We start from the raw sequence: 23,657 nt of genomic DNA, 5'->3' as shown, positions 1-23,657 counted from the left end.
AATTTATATCGAATGTTTAATTGTTCTTTTAGAATGATTATAAGCTATAATAGCAAATACTGCATAAGTTGCTGTATAAACTGCCATAACTATAAAAATAGGTATTTGATTTGTCACATTCATTAAATGCATATAAGCAAGTGAAGCAAAATATGCATGCAGTAATGCAATAATTAAAGGTAAACCAAAATTAAATATTACCTTAAGTTTCAAACCTTTAGACATATCTTGATGCGTAAATCCTAGCTTACGAAGAATCGTGTAGTTCTCAAGTTCGTCTTCCGTTTCATCAATCTGTTTAATGTAAATTATACATCCTGCTGCGATTAAAAATGTAATTCCTAAAAACGATGTCACAAATAATAAAATACCAGTTAAACTAGAAATTTCACTTGCCGCTTCACTTCTTGTTTCTATATCTTCATTGATACTACTAACTAATTTTTCTAATTCTGGTAAATCATTTTTATTTTTAAGATCAAAACCATATTGGGAAACAATATTCTTTTCTTTTATATGTTCTCTAATTTTTTGATAATCTTCATCATTTAAAATAAGTGTCGGTCTACCACGATCAACATCAGACATAAAATAGACTTTATTTATCCCTTTTCTCAAACTTACTTTTAAACGAAACTTCTTACTTCCTACATAAGCCGTCCTTTTTTTGTCTGTTTTAACAACATCTTTGAGAGATCCTCTAGGTATAATAATATCTGTCTGCCCTTTTTTCGTACTTACATTTGGAATATATTTATCACTCGTTACTGTGATTTCTTTCGGTCTATATACACCTTCGCTAAAAAGATGATCTTTATAAACTTTTGCATACACGACCTCTTTATAATTATAGTAATGTTCAATATTACGGTTATTTAATTTAAAAGCAAGTTCATTTGCTTGTTTCTGATTCTTTAACGTAACATCATGTGGTGAACTCAGTAACACTTCATTTGTTAACGTACTACGACTTAACGCCGCAAAACATAATACAGAAACTGTTATTGCTGACACAACAGTCATTACAGTTAGAGAAAATGCATTCTTCTTAACACGATATATAATAGGTGATGTGAACATAACATCTGTGACACTTACCGTTCCATTTCTCAACCGCTGTATCGCTTTAAATATCAATGAAACTGTACTTCTAAAGAAAAAATATGATCCTATAACAGTTAAAAATAAAATAGCAAAAGGTTGAATAATTGTTTCTACGTTATCTACTAATTTAGTCGACATTATATAACCACTAACTATCATAATAATCCCTAGCAAACCTAATACAACTTCACCAAGTGTTGTGCGTGTATGACTGAACTCTTTTTTATTTACATCAGACGCTAACTCTTTAATAGAACGTTTAAGTAAATATACATAGCTTTGAAAGACTATAAGTACATATGACACAGCTATTAATAATAACGTTTCTAAAATGGCATGATAATTAAATATAATAGAAACACTCACGTTGATTCCTAATAATCGCAATACAATCATGAGTAAAATTTTCGAACCAAAGATTCCCAATATGATACCTACAATAGTTGTCATCATAAATGTCATCAATTGCTCCAACATAATCATTTTCATGATATCTTTCTTTGTTAGACCAATAATTTGTAATAACGATAGTTCACGACCTCGTCTTTTCAAAAATAAAAAATTAGCATAAAGCAAAAAGACCACAATAATGATAAATAAAAAATAACTTCCTACTTGTGAACCTTCTTTGATGGCAGGAAACGATTGATTACCGTGTAAATGGTGCGCATATTTTAAAGTTACAAAACTAAAATATAATACAACGCTGATAACAAGAGATAATAAATAAATAGCATAGTGCGTCACATTTTGTTTAAAGTTTTTGAAGATAATTTCATTAAAGCTCATAATTGATGCCACCAAGTACACTTTGCGTTCTTATAATTTCTTTATAAAACGTTTGTTTATCATCATCACCTTGATACAACTCAGTAAAGATTTGTCCATCCTTTAACATCACAACACGGTTTGAAAAACTAGCCGCTACTGGATCATGTGTCACCATAAGTATGGTTGTGTTAAATTCCTCATTCATATATTTAAGACGCTTAAGTAAATCTAGTGTACTTTTAGAATCTAAAGCACCTGTAGGCTCATCAGCAAATATAATTGAAGGTAAATTAATAAATGCCCTTGCTGCTGAGGTACGTTGACGCTGTCCACCTGACAACTCTGATGGATATTTATCACTAATATCACTAATGTTCAAAGCTTCTACTATACGTTGATAACGTTCATGCATTATTTGTTTATCTAACTTTTGAACTGATAGTGGAAGCATGATATTTTCTTTAACGGTTAAGGTATTTAAAATATTATAATCTTGAAAAATAAATCCAATATCTTTTTTTCTAATATCAGATAATTGCTTATTAGATAACTTCTCAAGTTGTTTCCCGTTGATTGTAATAGATCCTTTAGTCATATAATCAATCGAACTAAGTACATTTAATAAAGTTGTCTTTCCTGAACCAGAAGGTCCCATAATTGATATAAACTCACCTTCATCAACATCTAAATTAATTTCTTTCAAAACTTCTTGGAAAGCTTGCTTATCACCATAGACTTTTGACAACTGTCTTACCTCTAATATCGACAAATAATCACTCCTGTCATACTTCAACCAAATTATCTTTTTACGAAGACAAACTTAATGTAGACTATCATATCTTCTTTAATTTACATCTTTTATTATATCGATTATTTATTACAATTGTGATAATAGTAAGTAACAAAACGCACGTTTAAAATGACAATCTTGTCACTTTAGACATGCGCTCAATGATTTCATTTTGTTGTGGGAAAATGAAATAAAACGTTGTTCCTTTCCCCACTATTGAATCAACTTTAACTTCAATCCCAAGTTGTTCTTTCACGCTTTGTACAAGGTATAATCCCATACCAGAAGACGCAGTATCGTTGCGGTCTGTTGTAGAAGTAAATCCTCTATCAAATATACGTGGTAAATCTCTTTTACTAATTCCACGACCGTAGTCTTTAATTTTTAAAACAACGTGTCCTTCTATGTTATAACCACTTAAATTTATTGTAGAATTATCACTATATTTCAAAGAGTTAGATAGAACTTGCCTAATCATCATACGGCACCATTTAACATCTGTATAAACCTTTTGTTCGTCTTTAAAATCTAATTCAAAACCTATCCCTTTTGCCTGACTGATATGTCGAGTAACTTGTATTTCATCTATAACCATTCTCTTTAATGAAATATAATCAAAATACATATCACGATGATGTGTTTCAAGCCTTGTTAAATATAATTGCTTATCTAACATCTCATTAATACGAGACCATTCAAATAATAACGCTCGCTTACGCTGATCATCATTCTCTTGATCTATCAATAATTTCATAGCCGTAACAGGTGTTTTTATATCATGAACAAACTCTGTAATTGTTTGTTCATGATTTTTAATTTGTAATTGTTGTTCGACTACTTTCTCTTTTTGAGCGGCTATATGACGATACAGATAATCTATGACTTGTTGTTGAAATGGGGTTTCTGCCAAATCTTTATGCTTAATTTCTTCAATTTCTTTATCTTCATAAAAATGTTTAGATAGACGGACTTCTTTAACAAACGTAAATAATAAGAAAAGTATACTCAATCCTACGTTTAATATCACTATATAAAATACACTTTCAACTGAAATCTCATAATCTATGTAGGCAACACCTAATAAAATAATGTTGAGAAATAATATCCACAATATCCAATTAATACGAGATTTTATAAAAAACCAAAACCATCGAAAATTATTCATGAGCTAAGTATCCTTTACCAACTTTGGTTTCAATTGCACTATCCATGTCAATTTCTGATAATTTTTTTCTTAATCTATTAACATTAACTGTTAAAGTATTATCACTAACAAAAGCTTCATCATCCCACAAAGCAGTAATGAGAGTGTCTCGTGTCACGATTTGATTACGTTTATTGATTAACATCTCTAAAATAATCATCTCTGTTTTAGACAAAAAGATAGTTTTATCATCTTTTTGAATACTATCTTTTGATAAATCCACAGTAGCGTCTTGCCAACTTAACGTTCTCTTTTCTTCAACTCCAAATTCATAAACGCGTCTATAAATAGCTTGTAGCTTAGCAATTAAGACGTTTGTATAAAATGGTTTTTGCATATAATCATCTGCACCAAGTTCCATACTCATCACTTGATCCATTGGATTATCTCTTGATGATAAAAATAAAATAGGAACGTTCGACTGTTGTCTCATTTTTCGACACCAATAAAACCCATCGTATTTCGGTAATTGAACATCCAAAATAACTATTTCTGGATTAAATGTTTCAAATGTCTCCATCACATGACTAAAATCTTCGACACCAACGACATTAAAATCCCATTGTTCTAATTCCTTTTTTAATTCTTGAAAAAGCGTATTATCGTCTTCGACTAATAATATTTGCATAACGAATCACCTAATATATTATTTAGTATATTTAATCTTCTCACCTGATTGAATGCGACCTTGATAATGCTTAATTCTACAATCAATTTCAAAACCTCTCATAAGAAGTCCTTGAATCGGTGCTTGTATGAAATAGTAAATTGGCCAAAATAATCTAGGGATATAATCGTATAAATGAACCATAATTAAACGTGTTCCTTTAAGAAGTCTAAATTCTAATTTTGCTTGCTTCTTTGATTTAGGTTTCATCAATTTACCATCAACAAGATGTAATGTAATTATATCTTCTGTTGTATTAACCATTTTGAAAATAGCTAAAGGTCTTTTAATGTTCCTATTGTAAATGATGTAGTGATGATCTTGTTTTTGAGTATGTACAAAAGTTCCTTTTGTCTCATCTAACCACCTACTAAAATAGTCTACAAGTTGATTGAGCGTCCATTTCTTTGGTAAAATCATCTTCATCGCTGTTCGAACATCATCATATTTAGCTGTTTGTAATTCTACGTTAATATGAGGACGTTTCACTTCAACATCCGTACAATCAACTGGTACGCCATAAGCGCCTAAACGTTCAATAGCTTCATTATCATGACGGCTCCCCGGAATATACACAATCTTTTTCAGCTTATTTATTGATGCAGCTCTACCAAAGTTATCTGCCGCTATAAAGTTTAAATCTCGTGCTGTTGCATGTGTTAATTTAGCAGAATGTTTAGTTGGATCTAAATAATATACCGCAATGTCTATACCTTTCATAGCTTCAACTACATCTTTATGATTATATATATCGCGTTTTAACCATGTGATTTTGTTCGTAGATCCTTTGTCAGGTTTGGGATATTTAGATAAAGCAAATAATTGAGCATCATGTTCAATGACTCGACTTAAATATCTACCAATATAGCCGGTGCCACCTGCTAACAATACTTTAGGCTTCATAAATATCAACTCCTAAACTTTCTTTTAGATAATTTCATATCAAGCGTAATTATGTAAAGTGTACTATAATAAGGAAGACAATTGATTTAACAAAACAGGAGTGTTGATATGACACATCTCATTCGTGAAATTAGTATTAAAGACGTTGAAAACTTTATCAGCCTATTAAGCCAAATATATGATGAATCAGAATTTACATTCTACAATCCAGGTGAATATTTACCAACGATATCTTCCGCAAGTCAACACTTAGAAAAATACATCACCTCACCTACCAAAGCAATATATGTCGCTGAAAGTGATGAGCAACTTGTTGGATACGTATTTGTTAATACTGAAACTTATGAACGTACACAGCACGAAGCTGTGGTGTACCTTGGTGTTAGAGAATATTACCAACATCAAGGTATTGGACAAGCACTTATCAATAGAATTGAAGCATGGGCTTTAAATCATCATATTCGACGTATTGAAGCTACGGTTGTTACTGAAAACATTAACGCAATAGAATTGTTTAAAGGCATGGGCTTTCAAATCGAAGGTGAACTTAAAGATAAGCTTTTTATAAACCAAAAATATTATAACGAATATGTAATGGCTAAAATATTAAATTAACTAAGTATGTCACTATAAATTTTACCACATATTTAAAATATTAAATAATATCATCATACGTCTCTCATATTGAGGCGTATTTAAATTATCTTTACTACTTATAAGTTTAAGATTATTTATTCTTTACTTATTATGAATCTACTGCATCATCACTTCGTATATCTTTGAATTATTCTTAAATTACTTTAATTTTAAAATCAAATTTATACTGTTTAATTATAAAAACGCACCCCAAAAGCTAAAATTTAGTCTAGCTTTTGGGGTGCACAATATTGTCTTGAGCATTTTAATATGCTTTCAGTCGATGACTGGATTAAAAATGTATTTATGTCAAGCTTACTATATCAATAATTCAGAGTAGAATTTCTTACAGAAATTACAAAGATAACTGACTTTGGGATTGTTTGATGCTGATAGTCATTGCACATTGAATTTGAATGAAATCTCTTTAATGTAGTTATGGTATTTAATTATACAATCGTATTCTCAGAACATATACAGTACTCCTCGCAATGACGTACTTCAATGCACGAATCCATTGAAATACATGTTTAATAAACTTAAGAATCAAAAGGGTATAAGGATACTTCATTAGTATTTTGAGTTGGCTGATTTTGTGATGACTCGTTACTCTCCACTCCAGAAGATGATGTGTTTCGACTTAAAAATAGCAGTACTTTTTTGATATTCTCTTTTGATTCCGGTTTATCTAGATGAAATTGATATTGATGATGTAAGTGATGCGAACCATCATAGAATAATGTATCTACTGGAATATTTTCTGTTTTCAAACCTTGCGCAAATTCTTTATTTTGACTATAAAAAGGATCAGCGTCACCAACCGAAAGAAATGTCGGTGGGTATTCGTGAGTCACTTGATTGAGCGTTGACATTTGAGATAAGTTTTTAAAATCTGTTTCCCAATGACTTGTTCCAGTATAACTTTTCATAAATAATTGTATTCTCGGAAACTCAGTTGCTTTAACGGTTTTCATATTATAAAAACCACCAAAAAATACAGCAGCCTTTATTTGTGAAGGCTTGAACTGCTGTTCAAAATGCATTTCATCTCTCAAGTCTTCATTGGTTTGCATAGCTACATATTGACTAGTTAACTGAGCGCCAGCAGAGTCTCCCCCAATAACAACTTGATCAAAATCAATAGGTAACTCATGCTTATTCTCTTTTATAAACTTTACAGCTTGATTGAGTTGTACTAGCGGCGTTGGATATTTATATTGCGGAGCTAACGCATAATTTACATTGACAATGATGTATCCTTGTTCTGCAACTTTTGACAATAATTGATTTTTATATTGTTTGTCTCCAGCGATAAATCCTCCACCATGCATCCAAAAAATTACCGGTAATTTCGTATCATTGCTCATATCAGCTGGGGTAATAATGTCTAATTTGCTGTTGGGTATACCTTTACCATATGAGATATCTCTATATAATTTTACATTTTTGTTATTAATTTGAACATTTGTCTTGCTCTTCTGTTTATCATGAACATGGTTATAATGACTCTTCAAATTAAAAGCCAATATAAGTGAGACAACAAGTATGATTAGTGTTGTTATCCATATCCATTTTAGCTTTTCTTTCATCATGGCTAACCCTTTCAAATAATTACTCTACTTGTCTTGCTATTAATATAATAAAACAAATATCGATATAATTAAACAAAGGGGTAGGACAGAATCCATTTTGATGAATTCGAAGTCCCACCCCTCAAAGCTGACTCAATTTAAAATTATTTAATATAAGCGTGCATCTTTAACTTAGTCAACTCGGATGAACATATATACTTGTTCATGTATTTTTTAACCTTAAACTTCTCACGATTAAAATAAACATTTTTAATCATAAAAGTGTGAAGCAATGATTACGCGATATGCTCTTCATCATCTTTTTTACGTTTATAATATTTAATCAATACTGCTACTACAATAAATAATCCGACAATACCCATAAATTTGTATAAGACATTGATTAAATCAGCGAATCCTACGAAACTTAAAATAAATGCCATCACCATCATGATAATAATGAATATATGGTATTTTTTACTATAAGGTTCTGTGAAACGCGCTGCAAAAGAATAACAAAGACCTAAAATCGTGTTGTACATCACAGCTAACATAATGACTGTGAGTACAAGACCTAACCATGGATGTATACCTTTCGCTAGGTTAAGCGTAGGTATTGCCACATCTTTAATTTTTGAATATTCTGTTTGAAGCGAGAAGTTAATTAACGCAAGTAGGATAGCGTATAGCACACCACCAAACATTGCTCCTGCACCTGAAACTCTTCGCTTAGACGCATCACCGCCGATAGCTACTATCGTACTAAATCCTACAGCAAAGGCTAATCCGCCGTATACTAATCCCCAAAAGATACCTTTCCAAGCACTCGTTTCAGGCATAGCACTGTTTACTTCCCCTAATGAAATACTACCTGTAAATAGGTAAAACACAGCAATAAGAATAACCATTATGATTAAAAATGGTGTAACTAGTCCTAAAGCTCTTACAATTTTATTAAAATCTAATAATAATGTTAAGTAAATCAAAACTGTCATGATTAATGCGCCTAACCAAGTAGGAATTCCAAAACTTTGCTCAAAAGTAGAACCTGATCCGGCTATCATAGTGACAGCTATACCAAATAAGAAAAAGACAAGAATATAATCAAAAACTTTACTAAATTTTTTTCCAAACACATATTGCAATGTGGACTCGTGATTTTTCGCTTCAAATGCAGTACCTATCTTAGCTACTTGTCTTCCTATGAATCCAAGTATAAATCCTGAGATAATCACTCCAATATATGACCATAAACCAAATGGTGTGAAAAATTGCATCACTTCTTGTCCTGTTGAAAATCCTGCGCCGACAACAATGCCGACATAGGCAAAACCAATTTTTATAGCTTCTTTATTCAGCCCCATGTGAATATTTACCTCCTTAGAGTTGCACAGTGAGAATTATAACGTACTGACTTTTTATTGCAACCCTAAAAAAATGTATAAATTTAGCTATTCTGTATTTTTAATCATTTTAGAAAACGATTTTTCAGGAATCAATATAAATAAAAATGTATAATCAAACGTAATCATGTATAAAAAAATAGTCGCAAAAGTTTCAATAAACTTGAGCGACTATAACTCATTTTTTAGCGTGCATCTCTTTGATTGTTCAATTCATTAATGTCTACAACTACATTATCCATACGTTTTGCTGTATCTTTAAGTACATTTCGTGCAACATTATTACTTGGATCGAGTTTTAGAATTCGTTTAGCGACATCAAACGCTTTTTTATCCGAAATAACTGGCTCAGGAATAGCATGAAGCAATAACATTTGTAATAAACTCTTCACTTCATTTCCGTCAGTAAGTTTTATGGAAGAATCTGCATGATAATAAGCTGAATCTAGTGCGCCCTCATATTCACTTAAAGGATAAACAAGTAAAAGGAATGCTAAATCATGTAATTCTGATGATTCTTCTACCTTAATCATATCTAGAATACATGTATAAAACATCATACTCTCTACTTCATGAGCACTAGAGATGTATGCTTCTTCAAATTCCATAAAATCTGTTTCGGACATTAACTGTCTAACTAGTTCAAACTCGCCATTCAATACATGTTTTTTTATAAGATGTTGCATGGCAATGTCCTCCTATTGTCCAGATTTTATATAGCAATTATTATTATAATACCATAATTACCTTTAAATTTCATTTAAAAAATGATACTCAACGTTTTGTATCGTAAAATTACAATATATTTTCAAACATCTTTTCTTTATATGTATACGTCTTATTATAACAATAATAAATGTATAAATGGTGAACTTTAAAAATTATTGTGGTTCACGTGATAAAATTATTCAAACTATGGTTATGATATAAAAAAATGCTCAAAACAATTATCATTTTGAGCATTTTTTATTATCATATCTTATCAATAAGACTGTATTCATTGAATCACGAATACGTCTGACAGAATAAATCGTAAGTAACTAAAATTGGTTTCCCTGTTCTCGGATCTATATCTAAAACACCATCAATATTAAATACCTTTTCTAAAATGTCCTTAGTTAACACTTCATCAGTTTGACCAGTAGCAACAATATCTCCAGCTTTCATCGTAATGAGATGATCTGAGAAGCGAATTGCTTGATTAATGTCATGTAAAACCATCACAATAGTGCAACCTTCTTCTTCGTTGAGCTTTTTGACTAAATTTAATATTTCTAATTGATGACAAATATCTAAATAAGTTGTAGGTTCATCTAAGAAAATAATATCAGTACGTTGGGCTAGTGCCATTGCAATCCACACGCGTTGTCTTTGTCCACCACTTAAATCATTTATAGTACGATGACGAAATTCACTTGTACCTGTAACTGACAATGCCCAATCAATTTCTTTTTTATCTTCTGCAGTTAAACGACCAAATCCTTTTTGATGTGGAAAACGCCCATAAGAAACAAGTTCTCCTACAGTAAGTCCATCTGGGACCTCTGGTGATTGTGGTAAAATTGCTATTTTTTTAGCTATTTCTTTCGTGGATGTGGCATGAATACTCTTACCATCCAAATTAATTTTACCTTCTTTAATTGACAATAGTCTAGATAACGCTTTCAATAAAGTTGATTTCCCACACCCGTTAGGTCCAATAATAGAAGTAACCTTTCCATCAGGAATTGCGACATCCAAATTATTAATAATCGTAGAATCACCGTAGCCAATTTTCACTTGTTCACCACTTAAACGACTCATAATAATTCCCCTACTTTCATTCTCTAAAATCTTGCTTTATATATAGTAAAAACATTGTTATTAATTAAGTTATTCACTCATTATCAGTCACAAACTTGTAATTGATAATCATTATCACAGTTTTTATTATAACATCTCTTCTATATTATGACTAACAATTATTTTCACTAGGTTATATATTATATTCGTAAATGAGTAGTAGTAAATTAAGCGAGTAGTACTGTCCTTAATAAATAAGTAGAGAACAGTATGATAATAAAAAGCCCAAAATGACTTTAACTAAGCAATCATTTTAGACTTCATTTAAAAAAGTGCCTTACATTTTAACAACTTTTTAACTTTATAATATATTGATATTTTACTCATCTAACAAAAAACCATTACCATATACATCACGAACGTCATGAATAACTAAAAAGGCATTTTCGTCAATATTTTTGATGATTCGTTTAGCACGAGATACTTGTGTTTTAGAGATGACTACGTAAAGTACATCTTTTTCTTCTCTAGTGTAATAACCGTGTCCATTTAATATTGTTAATCCTCTTCCAACTTGCTGATCAATAGCTTTTGCTACCTCATTAGGGCGACTAGATATAATAGTCATTGCCTTTTTAGTATTTAATCCTTCTATAACAAATTCCATCACTTTTGTACCTATATATAAAGACATAACTGTAACTAAGCACTTCACTAAAGGAATTTCTGTCAATGAAATAAGCACAACGATAAGGTCAAAGAATAACAAAGCGTAAGGCGTACTAATATCTAAATATTTATTAACAATTCTCGCAAGAATAACCGTTCCAGCGGTTGTTCCCCCTGCTAAAACGATAATACCAATTCCTAAACCAACACAAGTCCCACCGAACACAGCATTAATCACAACATTCCCAGTTTCTACATGCCATGTTTCAGTTAAACCTAGAAAGATTGAAATGAGTACTGTAGCAAAAATTGTTAAATATGTACTACGTTTACTCAAATATTTATAACCCACAATAATTAAAATAGCATTTAAAACGAAATTGGTTATTCCCGGTGAAATATGAAAAGCATAATATAATACGATGGCTATACCAGTGACACCACCCTCACCCAAATTCCCTGAAATAACAAATGCATTGATACCTGCAGAGAAAATAAATGAACCTATCATAACTAAAATGATATCTCTGATAGTTTTATTCACTCAATCACCCCTAAAACTTTGTTTAATTATTAAAATGTTAGCATAAGATAACTACTTACTACAATAAAATTTCAAATAACTATATGATTTAAAAAAACAAATTCACATATCATATATTCGTAATTATAAATATATGTCATCTTAAGCGTACTAAAGTGGGAATTCAATACATCTGATTTTGAATAAATTTAAATATTCTGAATTTTTAATTTACTTATACTCCTAGGTCTGCTATAATAATTTTAACTTCTTGAAAGAGAAGTTATCTCCTTTGTGTTGTTTATAGTAACAAAACAAATTTTGCTCGAAGTACTGTGACAGTACCTAGTCCTTACCGTTACAAGTACATTAATATTCATTTCCCATAAAAGCCAAGTATAAAAAGTGTCTCCTCACTTTTATGCTTGGTTTTTATCATTTTAGAGATTCGCAAATCAATTCGTCAGCTTTCTACAAAATTAAAAAGCACACGACTCATCTAATTACAAAATAGGATGAGTAGCGTGCCTATATTAATTAAAAATCTTAAAAGTAAATTACCAAGCAAATAATCCAACAAATGCAGCAGTAAGTAAGGATACTAAAATTCCTGCTAACAACATCATCGGTACATATTTGGAAACGAAATCCGACGTTTTCTTATCAACAATACCTTTCAATGTACCTATAATCATTCCAATAGTTGAAAAGTTTGCAAAAGAAACTAAAAATGTTGATATAACTGCTCTATGATGAGGCGTCATCGCATTGACTTGATTAGAAATTTCCCCCATCACAACAAATTCGTTTGTTACAATTTTCTTCGCCATTTGTTGTGCTACTTCCCACGCTTCATTAAACGGTAAACCTAATAGTAAAGCAAATGGATACATGAAAACGCCTAAGATTTGATCAAGACCAAAGCTACCTTTGACACCAATACCATTTGCAATAAGATGTGTGATTAAATGAATCAATCTATCAATTAAGTCAGCCAAAGCTACAAAGCTAATGACAAATGCAATGATAATTAATACAAGCTTTCCAGCTGCTAAAACTGAATCTCCAAGAAATGAGAAAAATGGTTGTCTTTCAGTTTGGTGATCTTTAATGCTATACACGACATCTTCTTGTTCTTCAACTGATACAGGATTCAAAATACAAGAAACTATAATTGCGTTAATAATATTAAGTGGAATTGCCGTCAATACAAGTTCTCCAGGTATCATTTGCACATAAGCGCCCACAATTGCTCCTGAAACTGAACTCATAGACATCATCGCAATAGTTAGTACCCGCATTTCATTCATTCGTTTAAGTTGTTCACTAGAAACTGCAAGAGCTTCAGTATTACCTAAGAACATCATTTCAACACCAAAAAATGATTCAAACTTAGGTTGGCGTGTAACTTTAGCAAGTACCCAACCAATACCGCCAATGATTTTTGGAAGTATATTAAAGTACATAAGAATGTCAAATAATGGTACAACTAATAAAATAGGGAAGAGCGCGCTTACCGCCATGTCCATCATTTTATTAGACGTGAAGCTTTTAAATGCAAATCCGGTACCCTCATGTGCGGATTCTATAACCCATGCTATACCGTTAGCTGCTCCTTTAACCCCTGCTCTTCCCCATGGAAAATATATAAAGAACCAAGCTAAAAACAAATTCAAAATAACCAAAATAAAAATAGATTTCCATTGTATATTCTTCCTATTTCTAGAGAAAATAACTCCTATACCTAGGAAAATAAATAATCCAATGATATTAACTAATAAAAACATTTGGCACCTACCTATATGTATTTTTATACTTTCATGCATTGATTATGCAATCCTGTAAGACTATCAATATGTCATTCTATGTATTTTGTTAATTATGAACAATGATGAACAACAAAAAAATGAAAGCGTTTGTTTTACGTACTATATTTCTGTGCAAACCCCAAAAGTTCTTTTAATCTTACAAAAGTTATTATACCACGTGAAAAATAGGGTTAAAATGACATTTTTACAAAACTTATATAAAAAACCACGCCCTTCCACTCATTAATTAGGGCGTGGTTAATATTAATCTGATAATTTTTGAGATGTAACAAAATGTCTGTATTTATCATGACTTGCCATCAATTCATGATGCGTTCCCTTACCGGTAACTTCACCTTTATCAATAAATACAATTTGACCAGCTTTTTTTATAGTTGAAAGTCGATGAGCAATGACTACAGTAGTTCTGCCTTCCATAAGTGTTTCAAGTGCTTCTTGAATTTTCAATTCACTTTCGCTATCTAGGTTCGCTGTCGCCTCGTCTAATAACAAAATATCAGGATTTTTAACAAAACTTCTAGCGATATCTATCCTTTGTCGTTGACCACCTGATAATTTGAGTCCACGCTCACCAACCATCGTGTCGTAACCTTCGTCAAACTGCATAATAAAATCATGACAATTAGCTAGTTTAGCATACTCTATTAACTCTTCATCATCAACTTTTCTATTAATACCATATAAAATATTATCTCTTATCGTTCCACTCATCATCGAATTAGATTGCATAACATAACCAATTTTTGTGCGCCACTTTGAAAGTGGAATATCAAAAATACTTTGATTACCGTATTTAATATCTCCACGTTCAATATCATACATGCGCTCAATTAAATTAAAAATCGTACTTTTACCTGAACCAGAAGGTCCTACAAACGCGCTCACTTCACCTTGTGGAATACTAAATGACACATCTTCCAAAATCTTTTTAACGTCATATTTAAAATCCACGTGCTCAAATACTAATTCGCCGTCGATGATCGTAACGTCTTTAGATTCTGATAAAGCTTCAGTAGGTTCAATAGGCTCTTGCATAATTTCATATATACGACTGCTCGCACCCACAGCTTTTTTATAATCCGTAACTAGTGTCGATAAGTTAATCAGTGGCATAGATAACTGGATTACATAAAATATCATAGCTATAAGTGTTCCAGGAGTAATTGCTCCAGTACCTATTTCTAATGCACCAAAACCTAAAATAATCGCAATAGTTAATAGCATAACAACACCAGAAATGGGCTGTACGACTGCTGATATTTTAGCCTGTTTTAATCCTAATCTATATATTTTTTTAAGATTTGTATGCGCATTATCTAACTCTAAACGCTCAGTATTAGATACTTTAACTAAACGCATTTCGGTAAGCACTCTACCTAATAATCCACTGAAGTTCGCAATTTCAGATTGCGTATTGGTAGATATTTTTTGCATCACACGTCCCAAAGGAACGATGATTAAAATAAATACAGGAATAGTAATAAATGTTAATAAAGTTAATTTCCAATCCATGATAAATAGCATGACTAATGAACCTATTAAAGTTAAAACAGAAGGCAATAAATTAGGTAGCTTTTGTGAAATAAATTCATTAATCACTTTTGTATCATCTGTTAGACGACTCATTAATTGGCCACTTTCATTTTTATCAAAGAACGGCATTTTTAATTGAATAATATGTTCCCACAATAATGAACGAATCGCATAAATAATCTTTTCACCAATTTTACTTAACAAATATAGGCCTATACCGCTAAGCAATGCATTAACTAAGAAAATCGAGCCAAATATAGCTATCATTCCCCAATTAATACTACTGACGGAAAATTTATCAACTAAACGCCCGGTGAATAATGGTACTAATAAACCACTTAAACTTCCCAACGAAGTAATGATAACCGCTGCAATGATTAACCCATATGGCCATGAGAGTCTTTTAAATAAGAAAAACAAAGGGTTTTGTTCTTTCATAGTTATACCTCGTCTTTATATTCATATTTGATCTTGCTTAATCTTGTAAAAGTTCATTTCATCCCAAATCACAAGATATATAATGATTGCTTATTTATCAGTCTTTTAAGCAAATTTATATGACACCCAAAATGTTGCAAACTATGTAATTTTAACATTCAACTTCTCATGTACGTAACTATGTTCTTCGTAGTTGATATTATAACATTTTTTATCAGAACACACGCAAAAGATTATTTATTAGTACAAAAAATTGCACGTCATCTATTTTTATTTTCTGTCACCTTTCTGTGTTAAAAAAACACTAACGAAATATTTACTATGATACAACATTTCTACGAATAATCGATTTTATCCGAATCAGCTGCACACAAAATCTAAAAATATTAAAATGTATGTGATGAAATTTAACAATATTTAAAAATGATAATACGTGACATCAATATGGTGATTCAATTTATCAAACTCACTATCATGTAAATGTTTTATGACTTTATTGATACAAAATAAACTGTCGATTGATGTATTCTAAAAGAATTTCTATTCGTAATATAATAGCTGTCAAACCACACCTTAAAACATAATCTTTGCCATAAAACTTTTGAATAGTAGCATCCACCAAATACAATGCATTTACACCCACACATTCGTGAAAGACGAGGTTAATAAATTATCAAAATAGAAAAAAGCAGCAAGATATTTTCTCATTAAATAATATCTTACTGCTGTTCTTATAGATTTATGTCTTCACCTTTATTAAATAATATATAGGCATCTCGAATTACAGAATGTTTGATTTTAAATATAAAACCTGAGACATCTACCATTATCTCAGGTTTCATTTACATATTGACAATCGATGACTAGATAAAAATAAGTTTATATCAACCTTTTCCAACTCTAGTCACATTGATTTAAAGAACAATTCTTTCTTATCTCTATTTTCAAGATTAAATGTTCAATAGTGTCATAAATACTCTTAGTTATTTTGTATCTTTTCCGTATAATTCTTGCTTGATTTTGGTAGTTGAGATACCTTCTGTGCGGTTAAGATAAATGACTTCACACTTATCTTTAAGGAAGTCAAACTCCCCTTCCCAATCATGACCCATCACAAATACATCAACATCAAAACGATCAACATCTTTTTCTTTCTGTCCCCATCCTTCTTCAGGGATAACTAAGTCTACGTATCTAATAGACTCTAACATCATCTTACGTTGTTCATAATCATAATATGATTTTTTGTTTTTGATTTGGTTGAATTCATCAGTAGAAAGCGCAACGATAAGATAATCCCCCATCTCACGAGCTCTTCTAAGTAATTCAATATGACCATAATGAAGCAAGTCATATGTACCATAAGTAATGACTCTTTTCATGATACGAAATTCTCCTTAACTAAAAATTTAATAAAAATTTATAATCTTAATGTATCATAAATATTTTGACCATGCCATTAATACTATATTAGATACTAAACATAAATAAATTTAAAACTTACTTCAAAGAAAAGTTATTTTTTAAAAATTCTTTTTAGTGATTCTTTACCAGAAAAGGATATCTTTTTAGGTATAACTTGAAGTTTAAAACGAATTAAGCCTGGTCTGCCAATTCCAACCTCACTAAGTGCCTTTTTCCATTGTAAGTATAAAGGCTTTGTCCAATGTGTTGCACTCTGTTCAACAGCTCTAACAATTCGAAACATAGCCTCTCCCGAGTAATGTGTATGCTGCATAGCTTTCATATACTCTATAACACTTTCAAGCAAAGATTGCGTTATTTTGTTATTTTTCTTTAAATGTGCCTGTATTAAGTAACTTACTATGAGGTTATCCATTCGATAACTATAGTAGATTTTTTCGTCTAATAATAATAGTAATTCCATCACGCGTTGACGAACTTTTAACGCATCACTCATATAAGGTAAGAATGTATCAGCACGTTGCGCTGTTACTGATCCTTCTCTCTCATTATAGCCATATACAATGTTAGGTATAAGTTGAATATCTCGCGCTTTAGAGAACGCTTTGACAATAAAGGTATGCTCTTCACAGAAAACGACATCTTCATCAAAACGTAATCCAGCATACTTCGAGCTAAATAATTTTGCTCCAGGTCCTATCGATTGTAAAATATCCGGTTTACGATCAAGTGTGACAATCGCATCTTTTACCATAGATTGATGGGTCGAAATGACTTGCCATTCGCCGTTAACATCTCTTGCCATTTGACCGATAACAACATCGGTTTCTTTGTTTTTATTAAAAGCATTCACCATTAAATCAATCCTACTAGGTAAAAACTCATCATCTGCGTCTAAAAATAAAAATGCATCAACATCTTCAGACATAGCTTCTAAGCCAACATTTCTACTTCGAGCTGCTCCTTGATTACTCTGATGAATGACTTTAATGTGTGGATGTTTTTGTTGTAATTCTGTAAGTACATGTTGTGTTTGATCAGTTGAACCATCATTGATACAAATAATCTCATAAGGCACACTAGTATCAACTGAGAGTATAGCACGTTTAATCGTTTCTTCAGCGTTATACACTGGAATAATTATTGCTAATTTCATTATTTCACCAACTTATTAATAAAATGAACTAACTGGTTAAGACTATCTTTTGAGTTATATTGATGCCAATCATTAAATAAAGATTGAAATTGCTCATCGTTATCCTGTATCGCTTGTATAATTGACTCTTCATTACTCATTTTGTATCGTTCTGGAATAGCATAATAAAATTCATTCAATCCTCTTACTTTTTCATATTGCTGTTCATCATAATTATAAATAAGTGTCGGTTTATTAAGTGCGCTTGCTTCAATAGGTAATGAGCTATAATCACTTATAATAATATCCGCCATAATTAACAATGAAGTAACGTCGATTGAATGAGAAGTTTGACAATCAACAGTCGAAGGATGCAAATGACTCAATAACGTATAATTCGGCAAGTGCCGTTCAAAGTTTTCTTTATCAATAGTACGTTGTGCTACTTGACCTTCTCTATAAGTCGGAACATATACTGCGAGTTTATTTGTAATATGATATTTCTTTTTTAATCGTTGTTGTTCTAACTTAAGATTGCTTCTAAAGTATTGGGTCAGTCTTGGAAGTCCAAACTTTAACATTTGCGATGGAGATGCATCAAACGATTGTATAAAACATTGAGCCATTTTCTCCCCACCTACCAAATAATAATCGGTAGCATCATAAACTTTTTTGTATTGTCTTACCATAGCCTTATTTTTTAAATCAACTTGATGATCAGTTAAGCCAAAATTTTTAAGCGCACCAGCAGCATGCCATGTTTGAATAACAGTTTGCCCTTTTTTCTTCTGATAGCCACCCATCATTAAATAATACGTATCTAAAATAATAATCTTTGCTTTACTTAATACTTTCATATGTCTCATAATATATTTATTTCCGGCAGGTATAAAATATGCATGATTAATGTTATTAATATCTTTCTGATATATTTTTTTACCTATAACCGTCACATGGTATCCTTCACTACATAAGGCCTCTATAATAGGCAGTATATCTTGCTTAAAGGTCATCATTATCACAATGTGCTTCGAATTTACATTAAACGGTTTAAAAACCATATTTAAAAGCACAATAGCTATGATATAAATCTTTTTAATTATCAATCTCATTTTTTCACCATCTTTAAATTTCCAATCATTATATCAAATTATAAACGATACTTACTTTCAAAGAAAATAAAAGCAAATAATTTTTAATTCACTCAAAAATTCTACTAGGAGTCTCGATATTATAAAAAAAGTAGGACTACGAATTCATCTTGAATCCATTGTCCTAACTCATAACGTCAATATAGCGTATATTAAATTTGAAATATTTCTAACAAACAATTATTATAATTTCTTTTAATAAATAAACTAAATCTTTGATAATAAGTTAAATATTAATTCGTTTTATGGTAAATCGTTAATAGAACCCTCTTGATTGACACTTTTACAAGAAGTCCGCAAAGTGATCTCTATAGCGTCTATGTAAAATAGAACCTACTATAAAGAATAAGAGAATGATAATAACGTTATATAGCATTAACTTCCAATGATCTATGAAATACCATTGATGGAACAATATCGCTGCTCGGTATGATTCTGCGATAAAATATACTGGATTAAATAACATAATTTGATGAATCAAACCACTTACGCCGTGATTTTTTGGCACCCATAAAATTGGAGACATATAAAACAATATTCTCATTAATGCTTGCATAATCATCTGCGTATCTCTAATTAAAATCCCCAAAGTGGATGTTAAAAGTGCCACCGACGATGTTAGCAAATATGCAAAAGGTACATATATAAGTAATTGTACAATGTGAATTGAAGGGATAATTCCATTGAACATACAAGCTATTATAATAATTGCTAATAATCCTAAATGACCATAGAACCTACTTGTTACAATATAAGTAGGAATGATTGAGAGTGGGAAATTCATCTTTGCCACTTGATTGAATTTCTGTGAGATTGATTTAGTTCCTTCTAAGACACCTTGATTAATAAAGAACCACATACTTATACCAACTAACAACCAAAATACAAACGGAATGCCGTGTATAGGTGCATTGCTTCTAATTCCTAAACCAAAAACAAGCCAATACACCATGATTTGTAAAGCAGGATTCAACACTTCCCATGCAATACCTAGATAGTTATTATGATTGGTAATTTTAATTTGGAATTGTGCTAGTCTTTGAATTAAATAGAAGTTTTTAATATGTTCTTTTAAAACCGTTCCAACTGCGAACATTAAACTTAACCACGCTTTCTCCTATAATAGATTATCTATCTATTGTAAATCATTAATAGTTTCTCTTTAATTTGATTCATTGAGTCCATTCTTAAATAATAACATTTAACTGTTTATCATAAGCTCATTATATTATACAATCAATTCAGTTAAAAATTGTTAGAAATTTCGTGTAAGATTTAATTTTAGAAAATGAATCACTTTCTTCACTCACTGTGTTAAATTTATTTTCAACAAAATCTTCTATTCACTTTACACTAGGTTAATAAATTTAACAACTGATGTGTTGTATATTATAATCTATATAAATGTTTATAAGGAAGGTACAAAAATGAGCGTTTCGGTAAATATTGAAAATTTAACAAAAGAATACCGTATCTATAGAAATAATAAAGATAGAATTAAAGATGCATTAATACCTAAAAACAAAAATAAAACATTTTACGCTCTGGATAACGTAAGTTTAACAGCGCATGAGGGAGATGTGATAGGCTTAGTCGGCATCAACGGTTCAGGTAAGTCTACTTTAAGTAATATGATTGGTGGCTCTATTTCACCAAGTTCCGGTGAAATAACGAGACATGGTGATGTGAGTGTCATCGCTATTAATGCAGGACTAAATGGACAATTGACAGGTGTAGAAAATATTGAATTTAAAATGCTCTGCATGGGCTTTAAAAGAAAAGAAATTAAAAAATTAATGCCGGAAATTATAGAATTTAGTGAACTCGGCGAATTTATTTATCAACCTGTTAAAAAATATTCAAGTGGTATGCGTGCAAAACTTGGATTTTCAATTAATATTACTGTTAATCCTGACATATTAGTTATTGACGAAGCATTATCAGTAGGCGATCAAACATTTACTCAAAAATGTTTAGATAAAATTTATGAATTTAAAGCGGCTAAAAAAACAATATTTTTTGTTAGTCATAATATTAGACAAGTGCGTGAATTTTGTACAAAAATCGCTTGGATTGAGGGCGGTAAACTAAAAGAATTCGGCGAACTTGAAGAAGTATTACCTGATTATGAGGCGTTTCTTAAAACTTTTAAGAAAAAATCTAAAGCAGAACAAAAGGAATTTAGAAATAAATTAGATGAGTCACGTTTTGTCGTAAAATAAATTTGAAGAAAGTAAAACTTAAACATTAAGGGAGTGCAATAAAATTCATCCGAATTGATTGCCTCCCTTTTTTTCTCTTATTTTGATTTCATTTTATATTTTTGTATTGCTACCTTTAACATAAATTTAGGAATACTTATCATTCTCCCAATACGTTTCCAATCAATAAGTACACGATATACCCACTCAATATTTAACTTTCTAAATATTTGAGGTGCTCTTTTCTTTGAGCCACTGAATACTTCAAACGACCCACCTACGCCCATCATTACAGTGTGCTTAAACTTGTCCTTATGCTTTTGAATCCATTGTTCTTGCTTTGGAAATCCCATTCCTACAAAAATGTAATCGGGATTAAAACTTGTTATACGTTTTATGACTGTTTCATCTTCTAGATGAATATAGCCATGATGATGTGCAAAGTGGATATTAGGGTATTGAGATTGAAGCTTTTTCTCTGCTGTCTCAACAATTTCATTTTTAGATCCAAGCAGATATACGCGCTGATGGCTGACATGTGCTATTTTCAGACATTCTTCAAGAAGTTCTATTCCTGGCACACGCCGTTTTAAGGGCTGTTTTAATCGCTTTGAAGCTTTTACTATTCCTGTACCATCTGGAACTACATAATCAGCTTGATTAATTAAATTTCTATATAGCTCATGTTCAGTTGCATAATCCACGATTTCAGGATTAGCAGTCACTATAAATAAATTATCATCTGTATTGCTAGATATGAATTGTTTAATATTTTCTAACATTTCCAGCATTGTAGTATTATCAAAATTTACACCTAATATGTTAATTTTATCTTTTATTCTTTGGTTTTGATACATATTCAATCCCCACTTTACAACACGTTTAAAATGCATAAATTATTTTAACACATGAAAATTTAAACAAAAAATATTTTCTAATCATTTACATCTAAAGTCTAAAGGATATCCACAGTCTTTTCATATATAATTAAATAAAGATGATTTTAACTTAAAGAAATACGAGGTTCACTCATGATTTATTTACAAAATTTTATTACTACAACTATCCAATTAAATATCTATCTTATTTTAGTTATTGGACTGCTTTACGTAATCATCCACTATTATAGAAATAAAGGTGTTAACGCTTTCTTAGATATTTATTTAAATTATATACCGGTACTTACACACGAATTTGGCCACGTCTTATTTAACAAACTCGCTGGTGGAAAGGCCAAAGATCTTGTCATTGTGACAAGCCCTAGAGAAAGAAAAGTCACTTCACAACAAGGCTATGCGATTACACAATCTAAAGGATACTTAGGTCAGTTTATTACAACTATAGGTGGGTATCTTATGCCACCATTGATGTTTTTAACTGGATTGGTATCTATTCACTATCAATATCCAAGTATATTTATTACTATATATTTATTTATTTTTATATATTATTTGTTTATTACTTCCCGTAAACTATCACCTTTGATTGTCATTATACTCATCTCAAGTTTACTCTATTTAGTATTTAAACAAGACCATCAATGGTTCATTTACGACATTGTCACATTAAGTTACCATTTTATTTTAGGCGTACTTTTAGGTGAAATATTACAATCCTCATGGACGATTTTTCGTCTTACCTTTCAACGACCTAAACCTTCTTGGGATGGCAGTGCTTTAACGAAAGTTACTCGAGTACCCACCTTTATCTTTAGTTTAGTGTGGATATTATTCAATCTCTATACTGTGTATTTATTAATCAAATACACAATACTATAAATACGATAAATAGATTTTATCATCATGTACATTGAATTAGTAAGCACATTCTAACAAAGAGACAGTGACTTAAAACGCTTATTACAAACACACTTTAAATCCTTTCACTAAATGCCAATATCTTAAAAATGCCTAGGAAATTAA

At 30.9% G+C, this 23,657-nt stretch carries 20 protein-coding genes; 3 read left to right on the top strand and 17 right to left on the bottom strand.

The window, feature by feature from the left end:
- Window positions 1-3: 3 nt before the first annotated feature.
- From vraG to graX, 5 genes are all read right to left on the bottom strand, one after another.
- Window positions 4-1,893, bottom strand: coding sequence for an ABC transporter permease VraG (gene vraG, locus AC1Q7N_RS06235; RefSeq protein WP_001832022.1), 1,890 nt, complete (start codon window positions 1,891-1,893; stop codon window positions 4-6).
- A complete protein-coding gene (gene vraF, locus AC1Q7N_RS06230; protein WP_001833013.1) occupies window positions 1,883-2,644 on the bottom strand; it encodes an ABC transporter ATP-binding protein VraF in 762 nt (253 codons plus the stop codon). The genes vraG and vraF overlap by 11 nt, the downstream gene beginning before the upstream one ends.
- A gap of 145 nt (window positions 2,645-2,789) precedes the next feature.
- A complete protein-coding gene (gene graS, locus AC1Q7N_RS06225; protein WP_002438833.1) occupies window positions 2,790-3,830 on the bottom strand; it encodes a histidine kinase GraS/ApsS in 1,041 nt (346 codons plus the stop codon).
- On the bottom strand, window positions 3,823-4,497 hold the full coding sequence (graR, locus tag AC1Q7N_RS06220) for a response regulator transcription factor GraR/ApsR (protein WP_001832046.1): 675 nt from the start codon (window positions 4,495-4,497) through the stop codon (window positions 3,823-3,825). The genes graS and graR overlap by 8 nt, the downstream gene beginning before the upstream one ends.
- A gap of 18 nt (window positions 4,498-4,515) precedes the next feature.
- Window positions 4,516-5,439 carry an auxiliary protein GraX/ApsX gene (graX, locus tag AC1Q7N_RS06215; RefSeq protein WP_001832033.1) on the bottom strand — a complete coding sequence of 308 codons (924 nt, stop codon included), beginning with the start codon at window positions 5,437-5,439 and terminating at the stop codon, window positions 4,516-4,518.
- 108 nt (window positions 5,440-5,547) lie between these two features.
- Between graX and AC1Q7N_RS06210 the strand changes: the two genes are divergently transcribed.
- Complete coding sequence (locus tag AC1Q7N_RS06210; protein ID WP_002438832.1) at window positions 5,548-6,054, top strand: GNAT family N-acetyltransferase; 507 nt, start codon at window positions 5,548-5,550, stop codon at window positions 6,052-6,054.
- 560 nt (window positions 6,055-6,614) lie between these two features.
- Here the strand turns inward: AC1Q7N_RS06210 and AC1Q7N_RS06205 are convergent.
- From AC1Q7N_RS06205 to AC1Q7N_RS06155, 11 genes are all read right to left on the bottom strand, one after another.
- Entirely contained in the window at window positions 6,615-7,664 is a 1,050-nt protein-coding gene (locus AC1Q7N_RS06205; RefSeq protein ID WP_002438830.1) for an alpha/beta hydrolase, read from the bottom strand.
- Window positions 7,665-7,942: 278 nt separating this feature from the next.
- Entirely contained in the window at window positions 7,943-9,010 is a 1,068-nt protein-coding gene (locus AC1Q7N_RS06200) for a YkvI family membrane protein (RefSeq protein ID WP_001832177.1), read from the bottom strand.
- A gap of 224 nt (window positions 9,011-9,234) precedes the next feature.
- Window positions 9,235-9,735: a hypothetical protein gene (locus AC1Q7N_RS06195; RefSeq protein ID WP_001832127.1), complete on the bottom strand. Its 501-nt coding sequence runs from the start codon at window positions 9,733-9,735 to the stop codon at window positions 9,235-9,237.
- Window positions 9,736-10,054: 319 nt separating this feature from the next.
- Window positions 10,055-10,852, bottom strand: coding sequence for an ABC transporter ATP-binding protein (locus AC1Q7N_RS06190; RefSeq protein ID WP_001832050.1), 798 nt, complete (start codon window positions 10,850-10,852; stop codon window positions 10,055-10,057).
- A 358-nt stretch (window positions 10,853-11,210) separates the two neighbouring features.
- A complete protein-coding gene (locus AC1Q7N_RS06185; protein ID WP_001832123.1) occupies window positions 11,211-12,044 on the bottom strand; it encodes a YitT family protein in 834 nt (277 codons plus the stop codon).
- A gap of 536 nt (window positions 12,045-12,580) precedes the next feature.
- A complete protein-coding gene (locus tag AC1Q7N_RS06180) occupies window positions 12,581-13,810 on the bottom strand; it encodes a NupC/NupG family nucleoside CNT transporter (RefSeq protein ID WP_002493541.1) in 1,230 nt (409 codons plus the stop codon).
- A 285-nt stretch (window positions 13,811-14,095) separates the two neighbouring features.
- A complete protein-coding gene (locus tag AC1Q7N_RS06175) occupies window positions 14,096-15,823 on the bottom strand; it encodes an ABC transporter ATP-binding protein (RefSeq protein ID WP_001832157.1) in 1,728 nt (575 codons plus the stop codon).
- Window positions 15,824-16,806: 983 nt separating this feature from the next.
- Entirely contained in the window at window positions 16,807-17,205 is a 399-nt protein-coding gene (gene tagD, locus AC1Q7N_RS06170; RefSeq protein ID WP_001833002.1) for a glycerol-3-phosphate cytidylyltransferase, read from the bottom strand.
- A 134-nt stretch (window positions 17,206-17,339) separates the two neighbouring features.
- Window positions 17,340-18,404 carry a glycosyltransferase family 2 protein gene (locus AC1Q7N_RS06165; protein WP_001832059.1) on the bottom strand — a complete coding sequence of 355 codons (1,065 nt, stop codon included), beginning with the start codon at window positions 18,402-18,404 and terminating at the stop codon, window positions 17,340-17,342.
- Entirely contained in the window at window positions 18,404-19,495 is a 1,092-nt protein-coding gene (tarB, locus tag AC1Q7N_RS06160; protein ID WP_001832991.1) for a teichoic acid glycerol-phosphate primase TarB, read from the bottom strand. The genes AC1Q7N_RS06165 and tarB overlap by 1 nt, the downstream gene beginning before the upstream one ends.
- Before the next feature lie 322 nt (window positions 19,496-19,817).
- The gene (locus AC1Q7N_RS06155) at window positions 19,818-20,630 is read right to left on the bottom strand and encodes an ABC transporter permease (RefSeq protein WP_001832041.1); all 813 of its coding nucleotides are present in this window, start codon (window positions 20,628-20,630) and stop codon (window positions 19,818-19,820) included.
- Window positions 20,631-20,961: 331 nt separating this feature from the next.
- Between AC1Q7N_RS06155 and tagH the strand changes: the two genes are divergently transcribed.
- A complete protein-coding gene (gene tagH, locus AC1Q7N_RS06150) occupies window positions 20,962-21,756 on the top strand; it encodes a teichoic acids export ABC transporter ATP-binding subunit TagH (RefSeq protein WP_001832071.1) in 795 nt (264 codons plus the stop codon).
- 77 nt (window positions 21,757-21,833) lie between these two features.
- On the opposite strand, the gene tarA is transcribed toward tagH, so the two are convergent.
- Window positions 21,834-22,592, bottom strand: coding sequence for an N-acetylglucosaminyldiphosphoundecaprenol N-acetyl-beta-D-mannosaminyltransferase TarA (gene tarA, locus AC1Q7N_RS06145; protein WP_002494339.1), 759 nt, complete (start codon window positions 22,590-22,592; stop codon window positions 21,834-21,836).
- A 174-nt stretch (window positions 22,593-22,766) separates the two neighbouring features.
- Here tarA and AC1Q7N_RS06140 point away from each other — a divergent pair, with 174 nt between their 5' ends.
- Window positions 22,767-23,513 carry a M50 family metallopeptidase gene (locus AC1Q7N_RS06140; protein WP_001832096.1) on the top strand — a complete coding sequence of 249 codons (747 nt, stop codon included), beginning with the start codon at window positions 22,767-22,769 and terminating at the stop codon, window positions 23,511-23,513.
- The last annotated feature ends 144 nt before the right edge of the window (window positions 23,514-23,657 follow it).

The organism is Staphylococcus sp. GW823-FHT05F06, from assembly GCF_058795495.1.
Note: the sequence above shows the minus strand (reverse complement) of the source record. Positions and strands in the feature narration are given on the sequence as shown.